Source organism: Pseudomonas sp. MEJ086, assembly GCF_030209025.1.
Taxonomy (GTDB): Bacteria; Pseudomonadota; Gammaproteobacteria; order Pseudomonadales; family Pseudomonadaceae; genus Aquipseudomonas; species Aquipseudomonas fulva_A.
Genome location: NZ_JARVSV010000012.1, coordinates 111,746 through 127,104, shown reverse-complemented (window position 1 = coordinate 127,104; position 15,359 = coordinate 111,746). Strand labels below are relative to the sequence as shown.

Below are 15,359 nucleotides of genomic sequence, written 5' to 3'. Positions count from 1 at the left end.
AAAAAACTGCTGAACGGTTATGCCAAAGTGTTGCCGGGCTCACCCAGACGCAATGGCTGAAAGCCGCGCCCCATCCGGCCAAGAGCGCTTGTGATGACGTGCCTACCCCCCTAGAATGCCGCGATGCAAAATGACCTCGATCAGCGACTCACATCCCTCAATCCAGCCCAGCACCATGCGGTCACCACACCGCCTGGCCATCAGTTGGTGCTGGCCGGTGCCGGCTCAGGCAAGACGCGCGTGCTGGTGCATCGCATCGCGTTCCTGATCCAGCGGCTGGACGTCTCGCCCCACAGCATCCTGTCGGTGACCTTCACCAACAAGGCCGCCGCCGAGATGCGTAATCGCATCGAAGAAGTGCTTGGGCAGAGCCCGGCCGGCATGTGGGTGGGGACCTTCCACGGTCTCGCGCATCGCCTGCTGCGTGCCCACTGGCGTGAGGCCGGGCTGGCCGAGAACTTCCAGATTCTCGACTCCGACGACCAGCAACGCCTGGTCAAACGGGTGATCCGCGAATTGGGCCTGGATGAGCAGCGCTGGCCGCCGAAACAGGCGCAGTGGTTCATCAACGGGCAGAAGGACGAAGGCATTCGCCCGCAGGGCATCCAGGCCAGCGGCGATCTGTTCCTGGCGACCATGCGCGGCATCTACGAGGCCTATGAAGCAGCCTGCGCCCGCGCCGGGGTCATCGATTTCGCCGAGCTGCTGCTGCGCGCCCTGGATCTGTGGCGCAACAATGCGGGCCTGCTGGAGCATTACCAGCGCCGTTTCCGGCACATTCTGGTGGACGAGTTCCAGGACACCAACGCCGTGCAGTACGCCTGGCTGCGTATCCTCGCCATGGGCGGCGAAAGCCTCATGGTGGTGGGTGACGACGACCAGTCGATCTATGGCTGGCGTGGCGCGAAGATCGAGAACATCCAGCAGTTCGACAGCGATTTCGCCGGTGCCGAGATCATCCGCCTGGAGCAAAACTACCGCTCCACGGCGAACATCCTCAATGCCGCCAACGCGCTGATCGCCAACAATCAGGGGCGCCTGGGCAAGGAGTTGCGCACCGATGTCGGCGACGGTGAACTGATCAGCCTGTACGCCGCCTTCAACGAGCACGATGAAGCCCGCTACGTGGTCGAAACCATCGAGGATGCCTTGCGCAAGGAAGGCCTCAAGCGCAGCGAGATCGCCATTCTCTATCGCTCCAACGCCCAGTCGCGGGTGCTGGAAGAGGCCCTGCTGCGCGAGAAGATTCCCTACCGCATCTACGGTGGTCAGCGCTTCTTCGAACGCGCCGAAATCAAGAACGCCATGGCCTATCTGCGCCTGATCCACCAGCGCGGCAACGACGCGGCACTGGAGCGGGTGATCAACGTACCGGCCCGTGGCATTGGCGAGAAGACGGTGGAAACCCTGCGCCAGTTCGCACGGGCCAACGAGCTGTCGATGTGGGCCGCACTGCACGAGGCGGTGGGTACCAAGGTCATCGGCGGGCGCGCCGCCAGTGCCCTGAATGCCTTCGTCGAACTGGTCGATACCCTGGCCCTGAAGGTCGAGGGCATGCAGCTGCACAGCATGGCGCAGCTGGTCATCGAGCAGTCCGGCCTGCTGGCCTATCACCGCGACGAGAAGGGTGAGAAGGCCCAGGCTCGGGTGGAAAACCTCGAGGAACTGGTCTCCGCCGCTCGCGCCTTCGACTCCTACGAGGGTGAGGAAGGTGACGAGGAGCAGACACCGCTGGCCGCCTTCCTCGGCCACGCCTCGCTGGAAGCCGGCGATACCCAGGCCGCCGAGAACGAAGACAGCATCCAGCTGATGACCCTGCACAGCGCCAAGGGCCTGGAGTTCCCACGGGTATTCCTGGTTGGCATGGAAGAAGGCCTGTTCCCCCACAAGATGAGCCTGGAAGAACCCGGCCGTCTCGAAGAGGAGCGCCGCCTGGCCTATGTCGGCATCACCCGGGCCATGCACAATCTGGTGATCAGCTACGCGGAAACCCGCCGCCTGTACGGCAACGAGACCTACAACAAAGTGTCGCGCTTCGTGCGCGAGGTGCCTGCGCAGTTGCTGCAGGAAGTGCGTCTGTCGAACAGCGTCAGCCGCCCCTACGGCAGCGGCAGCCGCAGCATGAGCGGCAGCAGCCTGTTCGCCGGCAGTTCGGTACCGGACACGCCGTTCAGCCTTGGCCAGCACGTGCAACATTCGCTGTTCGGCGAAGGCACCATCCTCAACTTCGAGGGTTCGGGGCCCCAGGCACGGGTGCAGGTGAACTTCGAAAGCGAAGGCACCAAGTGGCTGATGCTGGCCTACGCCAAGCTGGAAGCGTTGTAAGAGCCGGCGACAAGCGGGCTGTGCAGCAAGACAAGGCGTGCTGGCCGTAACGGCCGGCGCCCGATAATAAAAGCAATCTGGGCACGCTGCTCGACACCTCAAGGGAGAACACGATGAACCGCCGTAACCTGTTCGGCGCCGCTGTGGCGCTGCTCGCTGCCATCGGCCTGGCCGGCTGCAAGGAAGACACCCCAGCGGCCGGGCAAAGCGCTGCCGCCGCGAAAGCCGAGACCTTCCACTGGAAGATGGTCACCTCCTGGCCGAAGAACTACCCGGGCCTGGGTACTGGCGCCGAGCGTCTGGCCGAACGCATCAATGCCATGAGCGCCGGGCGCCTGACCGTCAAGGTGTACGCCGCCGGTGAGCTGGTGCCGGCCCTGGAAGTGTTCGATGCAGTGTCCCGCGGCACCGCCGAAATGGGCCACGGCACGCCGTACTACTGGAAAGGCAAGGTTCCGGCGGCGCAGTTCTTCTCCTCGGTGCCGTTCGGCCTGTCGACCCTGGAAATGAATGCCTGGCTGAGCAAGGGCGGCGGTCAGGCCCTGTGGGACGAGACCTACGCACCCTATGGCGTGAAACCGCTGTCGGCGGGTAACACCACCATGCAGATGGGCGGCTGGTACAACAAGGAAATCAACTCCCTGGACGACATCAAGGGCCTGAAGATCCGCATGCCGGGCCTGGGTGGCGAAGTCTGGACCAAACTCGGCGCGATCACCGTCAACCTGCCCGGCGGCGAGATCTTCACCGCCCTGCAAACCCACGTGATCGATGCTACCGACTGGGTCAGCCCCTACAACGACCTGGCCTTCGGTCTGCACAAGGCAGCCAAGTACTACTACTTCCCGGGCTGGCAGGAACCGCAGGCCGTGGTCGAGTCCATGGTCAACCAGAAGGCCTTCGACAGCCTGCCTGCCGACCTGCAGGCCATCGTGGTCGAAGCCGCCCGCGCCGCGACGCTGGACATGATGGACGACTACGTCTTCCACAACGCCAAATCGCTGGCTCAGTTGAAGGAACAGGGCGTGGCGATCAAGCGCTTCCCCGATGAAGTACTGGCGGCGATGAAGCGTGAGTCGCAGACCGTGCTCGAAGACCTGGCAGGCCAGAACGACCTCAACGGCCGCATCTGGAAATCCATGAAGACCTTCCAGGACGAAGCCACGCCGATGGGCGCCGTGACCGAGCAGGAGCTCTACAACTGGCGTTGAGGCAGCTAGCTGGCCCCAACGCGGGCTGGCTTGCAAGGCGTCGATGAGCGGCGCTGATACGCGATACCGTGAATGAAACGGAACCTGCGGGTTCCGTTTTACGTCCACCCTTGCAGCGCCAGTCGCTGCGCTGGGCAAAAGCTCGAAACATTCTGTTGCTGGTCATGCCGACCAGCCACGGGCAAGATGCTCGTCAGTGTTTCAATAACCAAGAGAAAACCGATAATGCAGCGTTTCCTCAGTATTGCCCTGGTAGTCTGTCTGGGCCTGTCCTTTAGCTTGACTGCCGACGCCAAGCGTATGGGCGGCGGCAAATCCTTCGGCTCCGCGCCGAGCCACCAGACTCGCCAAGCCACACCTCCATCCCAGCCCAACGCCAACGCAGCTGCGCCTGGCCGTACTCCGGCTGCCGCCAGCGGTGCTTCGCGCTGGCTCGGCCCGCTGGCTGGCCTGGCCGCCGGTGGCCTGCTGGCTTCGATGTTCATGGGTGACGGCTTCGAAGGCCTGCAGATCATGGACATGCTGATCTTCGGCCTGATCGCCTTCCTGCTGTTCCGCTTCCTGGCCGCTCGTCGCCAGAAGCAGCAGCCGAATGTAGCGGCTGCCGGTGGCGCTCCCTTCCAGCGTGAAGCGCATGGCCAGCCGCAGCCGGCTCAGCCGTCGATCTTCGGTGGCAGCAGCGCTGCTGCGATCAAGCCGGTGATCAACGCACCTGCCTGGTTCAACGAGCAGAGCTTCATCAATGCTGGGCGCGAGCACTTCCTGAGCCTGCAACAGCACTGGGACGCGAACGAGATGGACAAGATCGCCGAGTTCGTGACCCCGCAACTGCTGGAGTTCCTCAAACGCGAGCGCGCCGATCTGGGTGATGGCTTCCAGTCCACCTACATCGACAACCTCGACGTGCAGCTGGACGGTGTCGACGACCACGCCGACAAGACCATCGCCACCCTGACCTTCAGCGGTGTATCGAAGACCTCGCGCTTCGACCAGGGCGAAGTCTTCAGCGAAAGCTGGCGCCTCGAGCGCGCGACTGGCGACAACCAGCCTTGGCTGGTGGCCGGTATCCGCCAGAACGGCTGATCCCACGCGTGACGACAAAACCCGGGCTTGCCCGGGTTTTGTGTTTTTCGCCCCCGGACTTTGGAACCTGTGCGGCGTCGCCCGGTCAGTGGCAGCGAGGCCCATGCAATTGCCACATTCCGACCGACATGGCGTTTTGCCTTTTTGCGACTTGTGACTATTTTCCATTCAGCGTAAAAAGCTGCGCTATTGCAGAAGCATCCAACCGACGACAGCCGTTCGAGCGCTCGTGCGTTGCGTGCTTTCCAAATCCCGAGAATCGCCGACCTCTACTGGAGCCGCCCGTGGAAGAAGTCATCGAACAACTGCGTGAACTGAACGAACCGGTGCCGGTACCTCTGGAGCTGCCGGAAGAAGAACTGCTGGTGGAGATCGAGGAACAGATCCTCATCAACCTGCCATTCGAGCTGCGCGAATTCCTGCTCAAGGTCAGCGACGTGGTCTACGGTCGCCTGGAGCCGGTCACTGTCACCGACCCGCAGTCGCACACCTACCTGCCGGAAGTGGCCTCGGTCGCCTGGTCACTGGGGGTCTCCCGTGAGCTGGTGCCGATCTGCGAAGACAACGGCAATTACTACTGCGTCGAACAGGACGGCACCGTGCTGCTGTGGGACGGCGAAGAAGAAGACCTTACCGACGACAGCTGGGACTCGGTATGGCATTGGGTACGTGAAGTCTGGCTGGAGGAATGACAGCCGCTGCAAGCTGCCAGACGAGCATTCGGCGCCGACCCAGCCTGGGCAACCTGGCATCGAGCGCAGCGATACGCAAGAGACCGCCAGCACTTCGCCTCACCCGGTGACCTGCTGTAGCAACGCAAACGCAAAGCCCCGTGCTCGCTTTCACGAGTACGGGGCTTTTTCTTGCAGCTTGTGGCTTGAAGCTTGTCGCTGCCTCAGTGATGCCCGGGGGTCTCGGGCTTGTCGAGCGTTTCGAACAGGGCGATCTGCAGGCGCGTGTGCACGCGGATGAACCAGCGCCACAGCACGGCCACCACACCGGCGGCGACGACACCGACCAGCAGCAGCATGTCGTTGGACGGCAGGATGCTCGACGACAGCGCGGTCAGCAGCACCATGATGCCGACCAGCGAGAGCAGCGGAATCACCTCGGAAATCACCTTGCGCACCCGTGCCGTATGACGACCGGCCTTCTCCTGGCGCACGCCCATCTCGGCGAGCAGCATGGAGAGCGCCTTGATCTTGCGGTACGCCGCGATCAGGCACGGCAGCGACAGGATCAGCGCCGCGCCCCAGATCACCGCCTTGCGCAGGTTCTCCTGATCGAGCCACTGGGCCAGCCAGGCGCCGATCTGCGTGGCGAAGAAGGCGATGCCGAGGAAGATCGCCACCACGAACGCCAGGTTGACCAGCACCTGCAGGACGATCTTGCGGATCATCCCCGCCAGGATCGCGCCCTGGCCTTGCGGCTGGATGCTGCGCAGCCACTCGCCATACAGCGAGAACACCCGCGATACGCGCTGCGGCATGACCTTGCCCAGGCTTACCGCCAGGGGATCGGCCGAGCGGATCAGGTACGGCGTGGTCAGGGTGGTGATCACCGATACCGCCACCGCTACCGGGTAGAGGAAGTCGCTGGTCACCTGCAGGGTCATGCCCAGGGTGGCGATGATGAAAGAGAACTCACCGATCTGCGACAGGCCCATACCTACGCGCAAGGAGGTACGCCCGTCGTTGCCGGCAATGAAGGAGCCCACGCTGCACGAGACCACCTTGCCGACGATCACGGCCACGGTGATCACCGCGATCGGCCAGGCGTATTCGACCAGCACATTGGGGTCGAGCAGCAGGCCAATGGCAACGAAGAAGATCGCGCTGAACATGTCGCGCACCGGTTCGACCAGGCGCTCGATCTGTACCAGCTGACGCGACTCGGCCATGATCGCGCCGATCAGGAAGGCGCCCAGCACCATGCTGTATTCGAGCTTGACCACCAGCAGGCAGAAACCGAAACACATGCCCAGCACTGCCACCAACAGCATCTCGTTGCTTTCGAACTTGGCCACGTAAGCGAGGATGCGCGGCACCAGAATGATACCGATGACCAAGGCGACGATCATGAACAGCGACAGCTTGCCGACGGTGGCGAACACCTCGCCGGTTTCCACGCTACCGCTCAGGGCGATACCGGACAGTAGCGCGATGATGCCGATACCGAGGATGTCCTCGACGATCAGCACGCCGAAGATCAATTGTGCGAAGCGCTCGTTCTTCATCTTCAGGTCGCCGAGCGCCTTGATGATGATGGTCGTCGAAGAAATCGCCAGGATCGCGCCGAGGAACAGCGAATCCATGGTGCTCCAGCCGAAATAGCGGCCGATCTCGAAACCGATCCAGATCATCAGGATGATTTCCAGGAACGCCGCGATGAAGGCTGTGGCGCCGACGTTGAACAACTTGCGCAGGCTGAACTCCAGCCCCAGGCAGAACATCAGGAATATCACCCCCAGTTCGGCGAGGGTGCGAATGGTCTCTTCATCGTGGATCAGGCCGAACGGCGGCGTATGCGGGCCGATCAGGAAGCCGGCGAGGATGTAACCGAGCACCACCGGCTGCTTGAAGCGGTGGAACAGTACGGTGACCACGCCGGCCACCAGCATGATCACCGCTAGATCCTGGATGAAGCTGATGGCATGCATGAGGAAACTGCTCCTTGTTTTGGGGCAGGCACAAGCGAGCTCGGGCGGCTGCTCGATAGCTCACGTGAGCCTGCTGAAGAATGGGGGTCATTGGCCCGTTGCTGGGCGACTTTGACCGCAGGTTAACATCCGAGCCGTACCCGCCGCGACGTGGCAATATTCAGAAACATTTGCCACAAAGCGCACGGCACATGCGGTCCCGCTGGTACTGCAGAAAGACGCCCGACGCCGTTTCCAGGTCACCGCCCCTGCATCGGCCGGAGCGATTCACTGGCATCGAGCACGCCCCCACGCGCCCCTGGAGCGACTGCACAGGACCGTCAGCCACCGCTCGGAATCTGCCGCCAGTTGAGGGGGCAAGCCATGAGCTCTCTGGGAGCGTCGGCCTCGGTGCGATGCCGCGCCCACTTCATGAACCAAACCTTTCACTGATCGGCATGACGCGCGGCAGCCAGCTTGCTGGTGATGGTGGCAGGGTCAACCAGCACAGCTCCGCGGCGTACAGGGAATGCGGCGAGCCTTCTCCGGTAGCCTGGGCCGAGCGCCGCGATACCCAGGGCACCATTCTGCGCAGTTGCCGATCAGCGTTCCTGCTGCTGCGGCTCGGCGCTCACCTTCAGATAGTCACCCGCCACACTGATGCCCGCGCCGCCGTATTGCTGGCATTGCGGGTCGAAGACTTCCAGCACGCGCATATCCAGCCCTTCGTGAAACAGCTCCACGGCGCAGCCTCTGGGCAGGTCGGCTGCGGTCAGCAGGAAATAGGCTTTCTCGCCTTGCAACGCGCCCTGCAGATTACCGATGGCAGCAGGGCCGTACTCTTCGACCTTGCCGCCGGCACGCAGCGGGGAGAAGGATGCACGGTAGCTGCCGTCCGGCTGGCGGGTGATGTCCAGGCTGCTCCACACCGCTGCTCCGGCATAGCGCAGATAGCGCCCCTCCAGGCTGGCGCCGAGGGCCTGGTAGTTCAGCGCGGCGGACACCGAACGCAGGTTGTGGCGAGTGGCCGTGCCCTGCATGCCGTCGTCCAGTGCCAGGTTCAACCAGGCCCTTGCCTGGCCCGGCTGCTGGAGGCGCAGACTGGTCACGACCAGATTGTTCAGCGCCAGCTCGCGGGCGGCCGCGTCGTCAGCCTGTTCGGCGCGTCGCAATTGGCGCTCGAAGGCGTCTGCAGCCTCATCGTAACGTCCGGCCTGATAGGCTGCGGTACCGGCCGAGTTGCACAGGCTGACGCTGTCACAGGGCTGTGGCGCGGCATGGGCCGCGACGGAGAACAGTGGCAGCAGGGCAAAGTAAAGAAGAGTGCGCGTCATGTGTCTTCCTTGTTGATGGATGAGTGGCCATGGCTCTGAGAGTGAATTGCCCTTACATACGTTGCAGCAATCGAGTACATAGACACAATCGACCACCCAGCGCCTGACGCATCGCGGACAATCGCGCCCTTTCAACCTGATGAGCCAGACACTATGGAACCCGGAAACGCCCAACTGACGATGACCGTTCTGATGACCCCGGACATGGCCAACTTTTCCGGCAATGTACACGGCGGCACACTGCTCAAGTACCTCGACGAAGTGGCCTATGCCTGCGCCAGCCGCTATGCCGGTCGCTACGTGGTGACCCTGTCGGTGGACCAGGTGACCTTTCGCGAACCGGTGCACGTCGGCGAGCTGGTGACCTTTCTGGCCTCGGTCAACTACACCGGCCGCACCTCCATGGAAGTCGGTATCAAGGTGGTCACCGAAAACATCCGCGAGCGCTCGGTGCGTCATACCAATAGTTGCTTCTTCACCATGGTGGCGGTCGACGAAAACGGCAAATCCACCGAAGTACCGCCCCGTCAACCGCAGACCTCGGAGGAACAGCGCCGTTTCGAACAGGGCCACCAGCGCCGCGAGATCCGCCAGGAGCTGGAAAATCGCTACCGAGCGCTCAAAGGCGAGGGATGACGCGGTCTACAGCACTGCGAGGGGAAAGAGACACATTTTGTATAAAGACCTTTTAGTTATAAACAATATTTTAATATAAACTATCGGTCTTTACGGTCGGGCAATCCGACCTCGGCCGCTACGCTGTTCTGCGCTGTATCCCCCTGCAGTGCAGGCATGCCGGGCCCTTCTGTTCATAGGGAGAACGCATGCCTCACCACACACCTCTGATTGCGACAATCGCCGCCGGCTTCGTGCTGGCCTACCTGTTCGGCAGCCTGGCCAACCGCCTGCGCCTGTCGCCACTGGTAGGCTATCTGCTCGCTGGCGTAATCGTCGGCCCTTTCACACCCGGCTTCGTTGCCGACAAGGAGCTGTCCCACGAAATCTCCGAGATCGGCGTCATCCTGCTGATGTTCGGCGTGGGCCTGCACTTCTCTCTGAAAGACCTGATGTCGGTCAAACACATCGCCATTCCTGGAGCCGTGGTACAGATCGCCGTGGCCACGGCAATGGGCATGGGCCTGTCCTGGGCGATGGGCTGGGGCTGGGGCGCCGGCCTGGTGTTCGGCCTGGCGCTGTCGGTGGCCAGTACCGTGGTGCTGCTGCGCGCGCTCGAAGAACGCCAACTGATCGATACCCGCCGCGGCAAGATCGCCGTGGGCTGGCTGATCGTCGAAGATCTGGTGATGGTCCTGGCCCTGGTACTGCTGCCGGCACTGTCCGGTGTGCTCGGCGGCATTCCCCAGGGCGACGGATCCAGCAGCATCGGCATGCAGTTGCTGATCACCCTCGGCAAGGTCACCGCCTTCGTCGCGCTGATGGTCGTGGTCGGGCGCCGGGTCATTCCCTGGCTGCTGGAGCGCAGCGCCGGTACCGGTTCGCGGGAGTTGTTCACCCTGGCCGTGCTGGCCATCGCCATGGGCATCGCCTACGGCTCGGCGCAGCTGTTCGGGGTGTCCTTCGCCCTTGGCGCCTTCTTCGCCGGGATGATCCTCAACGAGTCGGAGTACAGCCACAAGGCAGCCGAAGATTCGCTGCCGCTGCGCGACGCCTTTGCCGTGCTGTTCTTCGTGTCGGTGGGCATGCTGTTCAATCCGGCGATCCTGCTCGAGCAGCCACTGCTGGTCCTGGGCACCTTCCTGGTCATCGTGCTCGGCAAATCCCTGGCGGCGATGCTCATCGTGCTGGCGTTCCGCAAACCGCTGAGCACGGCGCTGACCATCTCGGTGAGCCTGGCGCAGATCGGTGAGTTCTCGTTCATCCTGATCGGCCTGGGCATCGGCCTGAATCTGGTGCCGGAAGCGGGCCGCGATCTGGTGCTGGCCGGCGCGATCCTGTCGATCCTCTGCAACCCGCTGCTGTTCCTGCTGATCGACCGCCTGCAGCCATGGCTGGATCGCCGCGAGCACACCACGCCAGCCGATCAGGTCAGCGCCGCGGACAGCGAAGACAACGACCTGCACCCGATCAGCGAAGTCGGCCACGCCATTCTCATCGGTCATGGCCGGGTAGGCAGCCGCATCAGCAAGCGCCTGCGTGGCGAGGGCGTGCCGTTGGTGATCATCGACGACAACCGAACCCGCGCCCAGGAACTGCGTGAAGAAGGCTTCAGCGTGGTGCTCGGTAACGCCGCGAGCACCCACGTGCTGGAACTGGCCAACGTCGCCCAGGCGCGCTGGCTGATGATCGCCATCCCCAACAGCCTGGAGGCCGGGCAGATCGCTCTGCATGGCCGTCAGGCGAATGCCGGGCTGGACATCATCGCCCGCGCTCACTTCGACGATGAAGTCGACTACCTGCGCGAACACAACGCCGACCTGGTGGTGATGGGCGAACGGGAAATCGCCCGGGTGATGTTCGAGCGCCTGGGGCTGCAAGCACCGGCGCCAATCGCACAGTAGGTCGGCGATTGGTGGCCGTGCCGCCATTTGCAGAATGGCGGCTAGTGCATCGCCCGCAAGCGGGCTCCTACAGGGCTCTGAATTCCATGCGGTCGCGTAGGAGCCGGGGGGCGCCTAGTCCTTGCCGGCGATTGGTGGCCGTGCCGCCATTTTGCAGAACGGCCGCTAGTGCATCGCCCGCAAGCGGGCTCCTACAGGGCTCTGGTATCCATGCGGTCGCGTAGGAGCCGGGGGCGCCTAGCTCTTGCCGGCGATTGGTGGCCGTGCCGCCATTTTGCAGGACGGCCGCTAGTGCATCGCCCGCAAGCGGGCTCCTACAGGGCTCTGAATTCCACGCGGTCGCGTAGGAGCCGGGGGCGCCTAGCTCTTGCCGGCGATTGGTGGCCGTGCCGCCATTTGCAGGACGGCCGCTAGTGCATCGCCCGCAAGCGGGTTCCTACAGGGCTCTGGGGTCCATGCGGTCGTGCTTGTAATGGCAGCTCTCTGCACCGAAAAATGAGGCCATTGGCACAGCGCGATGAATCCGCCGATTCGTGGGCGGCAACTGTCACGGTAGATCGGGTAAGCTGAGCGCTCATTGTCCCGAGCCCGTGCACCATGTTGACCCTCGGCAACCTCTTCATCCTGATGCTTCTGGCCGCTGCGGCCGCCTGGCTGTGGCATGGCCACGGCATTCGCGAGCGTGCACTGACCCTGGTCAAGCAGCACTGCGCCAAGCTGGATATCGAGCTGCTCGATGGCAACGTCGCCTTCCAGCGTTTCGGCATCGTTCGCGATGGCAGTGGCAACCGCCGCTTCGCCCGGGTCTATGGCTTCGAGTTCACGGTCACCGGCGAACAGCGCCATGGCGGACGCATCGTCATGTTCGGCGCGCGCCTGGGCAGTATCGAGCTGGATCCCTATCCGTTCCGCGAACCACCGGCAGCACTGCCGCCGACACCCGCACCCGCACCCGCACCCGCACCACGGCAGTCTGGCCAGGTGATCGAGCTGCAGCAATGGCGCCGCGACCACCCCACTTCGCGGGACTGATTAGGCGCTGTGCTATCGTCGGTCGCTCCCCGGTCCGGCTGATCCGTTCTCATGTCTTCCCGCTTTCTACGCATCGCCCTGCTGACGGCCCTGTTGCTGGCGGGCCTGTGCCTGTCCGCCTACCTGGCGGAACGCCAGGCCGAGCGCCATCGCCTCGCGCAAGCCGGGCAACAGGCCCAGGAGCAATTGGCGGCGTACGCCGGGGCGTTGCAGGCGCTGATCGACCGCTACCGCGCACTGCCTGCCGTGCTGGCACTCGACCCTGAGCTGAAGGAAGCCCTGCAAAGCCAGCTCACGCCGGTGCTGCAGCATCGTCTGAACCTCAAGCTGGAAAGCATCAACGCCGCCGCCCATTCCTCGACGCTGCAGGTGATGAATGCCGACGGTTTGGGCATCGCCGCCAGCAACTGGCGCCTGCCGACCAGCTACGTCGGCCACGACTACAGCTTTCGCCCATATTTCAGCGAAGCGCGCGAGCACGACACCGGGCGCTTCTATGCGGTGGGCGTGACCAGCGGCATCCCCGGTTACTTCCTGTCCCACGCGGTACGCGACGGCAGCGGGCGGTTTCTCGGCACCGTGGTGGTCAAGCTGGAGTTTCCCAGTATCGAGCAGGCCTGGAGCCAGAGCCCCCACGTGCTGCTGGTCAGTGACCGGCAGGGCATTATCTTCATCGCCAACCGCCCTGCCTGGCGCTATCGCGAGCTGCTGCCCATTTCCGCGGCGGTGCGCGACAAGCTCGCCGCCACCCGCCAGTACGACAAGAAACCCCTGGCGCCCTTGAGCTACCGGCAGCGCCAATCCCTGGCCGATGAAGGTCGCCTGGTGCACATCGTCAACCGCGAACTGGCCGGTGATTACCTGTGGGAAACCCGCGCCCTGGCAAGCGAAGACTGGACGCTGCACCTGCTGCGCGACACCCGCAGCATCGCCGACAGCACCCACACAGCCAGCCTGGCGGCCGGTGGTGCATGGCTGGCGCTGTTCCTGCTGGGCCTGGTGGTGCATCAGCGCTGGCGCATCGCGCGCCTCCGGCAACGGGCCAGTGACGATCTGCAGGCGCTGGTCGAGCAGCGCACGGCAGCGTTGCGTACCGCCCAGGATGGCCTGGTACAAGCCGCCAAACTGGCGGCCCTCGGACAGATGTCCGCCGCCCTCGCCCACGAGATCAACCAGCCGCTGACCGCCCTGCAGGTACACCTCGGCACGCTGCGCATGATCCTCGCCGACGGCGAACTGGAGGAAGCGCGCCAGTCTCTGGTCCGCCACGAAGAATTGCTGCAGCGCATGGCGGCGCTGGCTGGCCACCTGAAAACCTACGCCCGCAAGAGCCCGGGCGGCTTGCGCGAAACCCTCGAGCTGGGCGCCGTGCTCGACAAAGCCCTGCAACTCTTGGAGCCACGCCTGCGCGACGTCGAGGTACAGATCCAGCGCACGCCGGAGCAGCCGGCCTGGGTCGCCGGCGACGCGATACGCCTGGAACAGGTGCTGGTCAATCTGATCCGCAACGCCCTCGATGCGATGCAGCAGAGCCCGGCTCCACGCCTGGCATTCGAACTGACGCTCACGGACGATCACTGGTCGCTGCATATCGACGACAGCGGCGCGGGTATCGATGCCGAGGCCTTGCCGCAGTTGTTCGATCCATTCTTCACCACCAAACCGGTGGGCGATGGCCTGGGCCTCGGCCTGGCGGTGTCCTACGCCATCGTGCGTGAACTGGACGGCGACCTGCTGGCCGCCAACCGCCCCGAGGGCGGCGCGCGCTTCACCCTACGCCTGCCCGCTGCCACCGCCCCACAGGAGTTCGCATGACACCCAGCGTGATTTTCGTCGATGACGAGGCGCCCATCCGCGACGCCGTGCGCCAATGGCTCGAGCGTTCCGGCTTTCAGGTGCGTCTGTGCGCCAGCGCTCGTGAGTGCCTGGAGCTGCTGCCCGAGGACTTTCCCGGCGTGGTGATCAGCGACCTGCGCATGCCCGGGATGGATGGCATGGCGCTGCTCGAACAGGTGCAGGCGCGCGATGCGGAACTGCCGTTCCTGCTGGTGTCCGCCCATGGCGACGTGCCCCAGGCCGTGGAGGCCATGCGCCTGGGCGCCTACGATTTCATCGAGAAACCCTTCACCCCGGAACGCCTGCTCGGCAGCCTGCGTCGCGCGCTGGAAAAGCGTCGCCTGACCCAGGAAAACCGCCAGTTGCGCCAGCAGGTCGAGCACAAGGACGAACTGGCTGGCCGCCTGCTCGGCTTCTCCGCGGCCATGGTGCAGTTGCGACGTCAGGTGCTCGAACTGGCGCACACGCCGGCCAACGTGCTGATGCGTGGCGAAACCGGCAGCGGCAAGGAGCTGGTCGCCCGCTGCCTGCACGACTTCGGGCCACGGGCCAAGGGCCCCTTCGTCGCGCTCAATTGTGCGGCGATCCCGGAGAACCTCTTCGAGAGCGAGCTGTTCGGCCATGAGAGCGGTGCCTTCACCGGCGCCCAGGGCAAGCGTATCGGCAAGATCGAACACGCCAACGGCGGCACCCTGTTCCTCGACGAAATCGAAAGCATGCCCCTGGGCCAGCAGGTCAAACTGCTGCGCGTGCTGCAGGAGCGCCAGCTCGAACGGCTCGGCTCCAATCAGGTGATCGCCCTCGACCTGCGCGTGGTGACCGCTACCAAGCCGGATCTGCATGAGCGCGTGCGCGACGGCCAATTCCGCCAGGATCTGCTGTACCGCCTCAATGTCGCCGAGCTGCAGCTACCGGCATTGCGCGAGCGCCGCGAGGACGTACCCATGCTGTTCGAACACCATGCCAGGCAGATCGCCGAGCGCTTCGAGCGCCCGCTGCCGGCAGTCACTCCGGCACTGCTCGCCCATCTGCTGGCTCATGACTGGCCGGGCAACGTACGCGAGCTGGTCAACGCCGCCGAGCGTCACGTGCTGGCGCTGTCCGGCTCCGGCAACCCGCCTGCCGCTGTGGATAACTCGCTCAGCGCGCGCATGGAGAACTTCGAGGCGCAATGCCTGCGCGAGGCCCTGGCCAGCTGCCACGGCGACATGAAGCTGGTCACCGAGCTGCTGCAACTGCCGCGGCGCACGCTGAACGAAAAGATGCAGCGCCATGGCCTGCTGCGCACGGATTTTCTCGACAGCGACGCGCCCAGCGCGAGCTGAACCGCCTGGCAAGATTCCGCCAACCAACCTGCAGCACTAGCAGATTTCCGCTAGCA

At 64.1% G+C, this 15,359-nt stretch carries 11 protein-coding genes; 9 read left to right on the top strand and 2 right to left on the bottom strand.

Going from position 1 to position 15,359, the window contains the following annotated elements; genetic code table 11:
- Positions 1-123 precede the first annotated feature (123 nt).
- From uvrD to QRN22_RS09750, 4 genes are all read left to right on the top strand, one after another.
- Complete coding sequence (uvrD, locus tag QRN22_RS09765) at positions 124-2,325, top strand: DNA helicase II (RefSeq protein WP_042553411.1); 2,202 nt, start codon at positions 124-126, stop codon at positions 2,323-2,325.
- A 113-nt stretch (positions 2,326-2,438) separates the two neighbouring features.
- The gene (locus tag QRN22_RS09760; protein ID WP_042553412.1) at positions 2,439-3,536 is read left to right on the top strand and encodes a TRAP transporter substrate-binding protein; all 1,098 of its coding nucleotides are present in this window, start codon (positions 2,439-2,441) and stop codon (positions 3,534-3,536) included.
- Positions 3,537-3,761: 225 nt separating this feature from the next.
- Complete coding sequence (locus QRN22_RS09755) at positions 3,762-4,619, top strand: Tim44 domain-containing protein (protein ID WP_042553413.1); 858 nt, start codon at positions 3,762-3,764, stop codon at positions 4,617-4,619.
- A 284-nt stretch (positions 4,620-4,903) separates the two neighbouring features.
- Positions 4,904-5,311, top strand: coding sequence for an SMI1/KNR4 family protein (locus tag QRN22_RS09750; RefSeq protein WP_042553414.1), 408 nt, complete (start codon positions 4,904-4,906; stop codon positions 5,309-5,311).
- Between the two features lie 203 nt (positions 5,312-5,514).
- Here QRN22_RS09750 and QRN22_RS09745 read toward each other — a convergent pair whose 3' ends face one another.
- Both QRN22_RS09745 and QRN22_RS09740 read right to left on the bottom strand, forming a co-directional pair.
- A complete protein-coding gene (locus QRN22_RS09745; protein ID WP_042553415.1) occupies positions 5,515-7,278 on the bottom strand; it encodes a cation:proton antiporter in 1,764 nt (587 codons plus the stop codon).
- A 581-nt stretch (positions 7,279-7,859) separates the two neighbouring features.
- The gene (locus QRN22_RS09740; RefSeq protein ID WP_042553416.1) at positions 7,860-8,591 is read right to left on the bottom strand and encodes a tetratricopeptide repeat protein; all 732 of its coding nucleotides are present in this window, start codon (positions 8,589-8,591) and stop codon (positions 7,860-7,862) included.
- A gap of 153 nt (positions 8,592-8,744) precedes the next feature.
- Between QRN22_RS09740 and QRN22_RS09735 the strand changes: the two genes are divergently transcribed.
- The 5 genes from QRN22_RS09735 (at position 8,745) to mifR (ending at position 15,303) form a co-directional block, all read left to right on the top strand.
- Entirely contained in the window at positions 8,745-9,227 is a 483-nt protein-coding gene (locus tag QRN22_RS09735) for an acyl-CoA thioesterase (protein ID WP_042553417.1), read from the top strand.
- A gap of 188 nt (positions 9,228-9,415) precedes the next feature.
- Positions 9,416-11,110: a YbaL family putative K(+) efflux transporter gene (ybaL, locus tag QRN22_RS09730; RefSeq protein WP_042553418.1), complete on the top strand. Its 1,695-nt coding sequence runs from the start codon at positions 9,416-9,418 to the stop codon at positions 11,108-11,110.
- Positions 11,111-11,707: 597 nt separating this feature from the next.
- Positions 11,708-12,142 (top strand): DUF3301 domain-containing protein, encoded by a 435-nt coding sequence (locus QRN22_RS09725; RefSeq protein ID WP_042553419.1) that lies wholly within the window; start codon positions 11,708-11,710, stop codon positions 12,140-12,142.
- 51 nt (positions 12,143-12,193) lie between these two features.
- The gene (locus QRN22_RS09720) at positions 12,194-13,957 is read left to right on the top strand and encodes a sensor histidine kinase (protein ID WP_042553420.1); all 1,764 of its coding nucleotides are present in this window, start codon (positions 12,194-12,196) and stop codon (positions 13,955-13,957) included.
- On the top strand, positions 13,954-15,303 hold the full coding sequence (gene mifR, locus QRN22_RS09715) for a two-component system response regulator MifR (protein WP_042553421.1): 1,350 nt from the start codon (positions 13,954-13,956) through the stop codon (positions 15,301-15,303). Before QRN22_RS09720 ends, mifR begins: the two co-directional genes overlap by 4 nt.
- Positions 15,304-15,359: the final 56 nt, after the last annotated feature.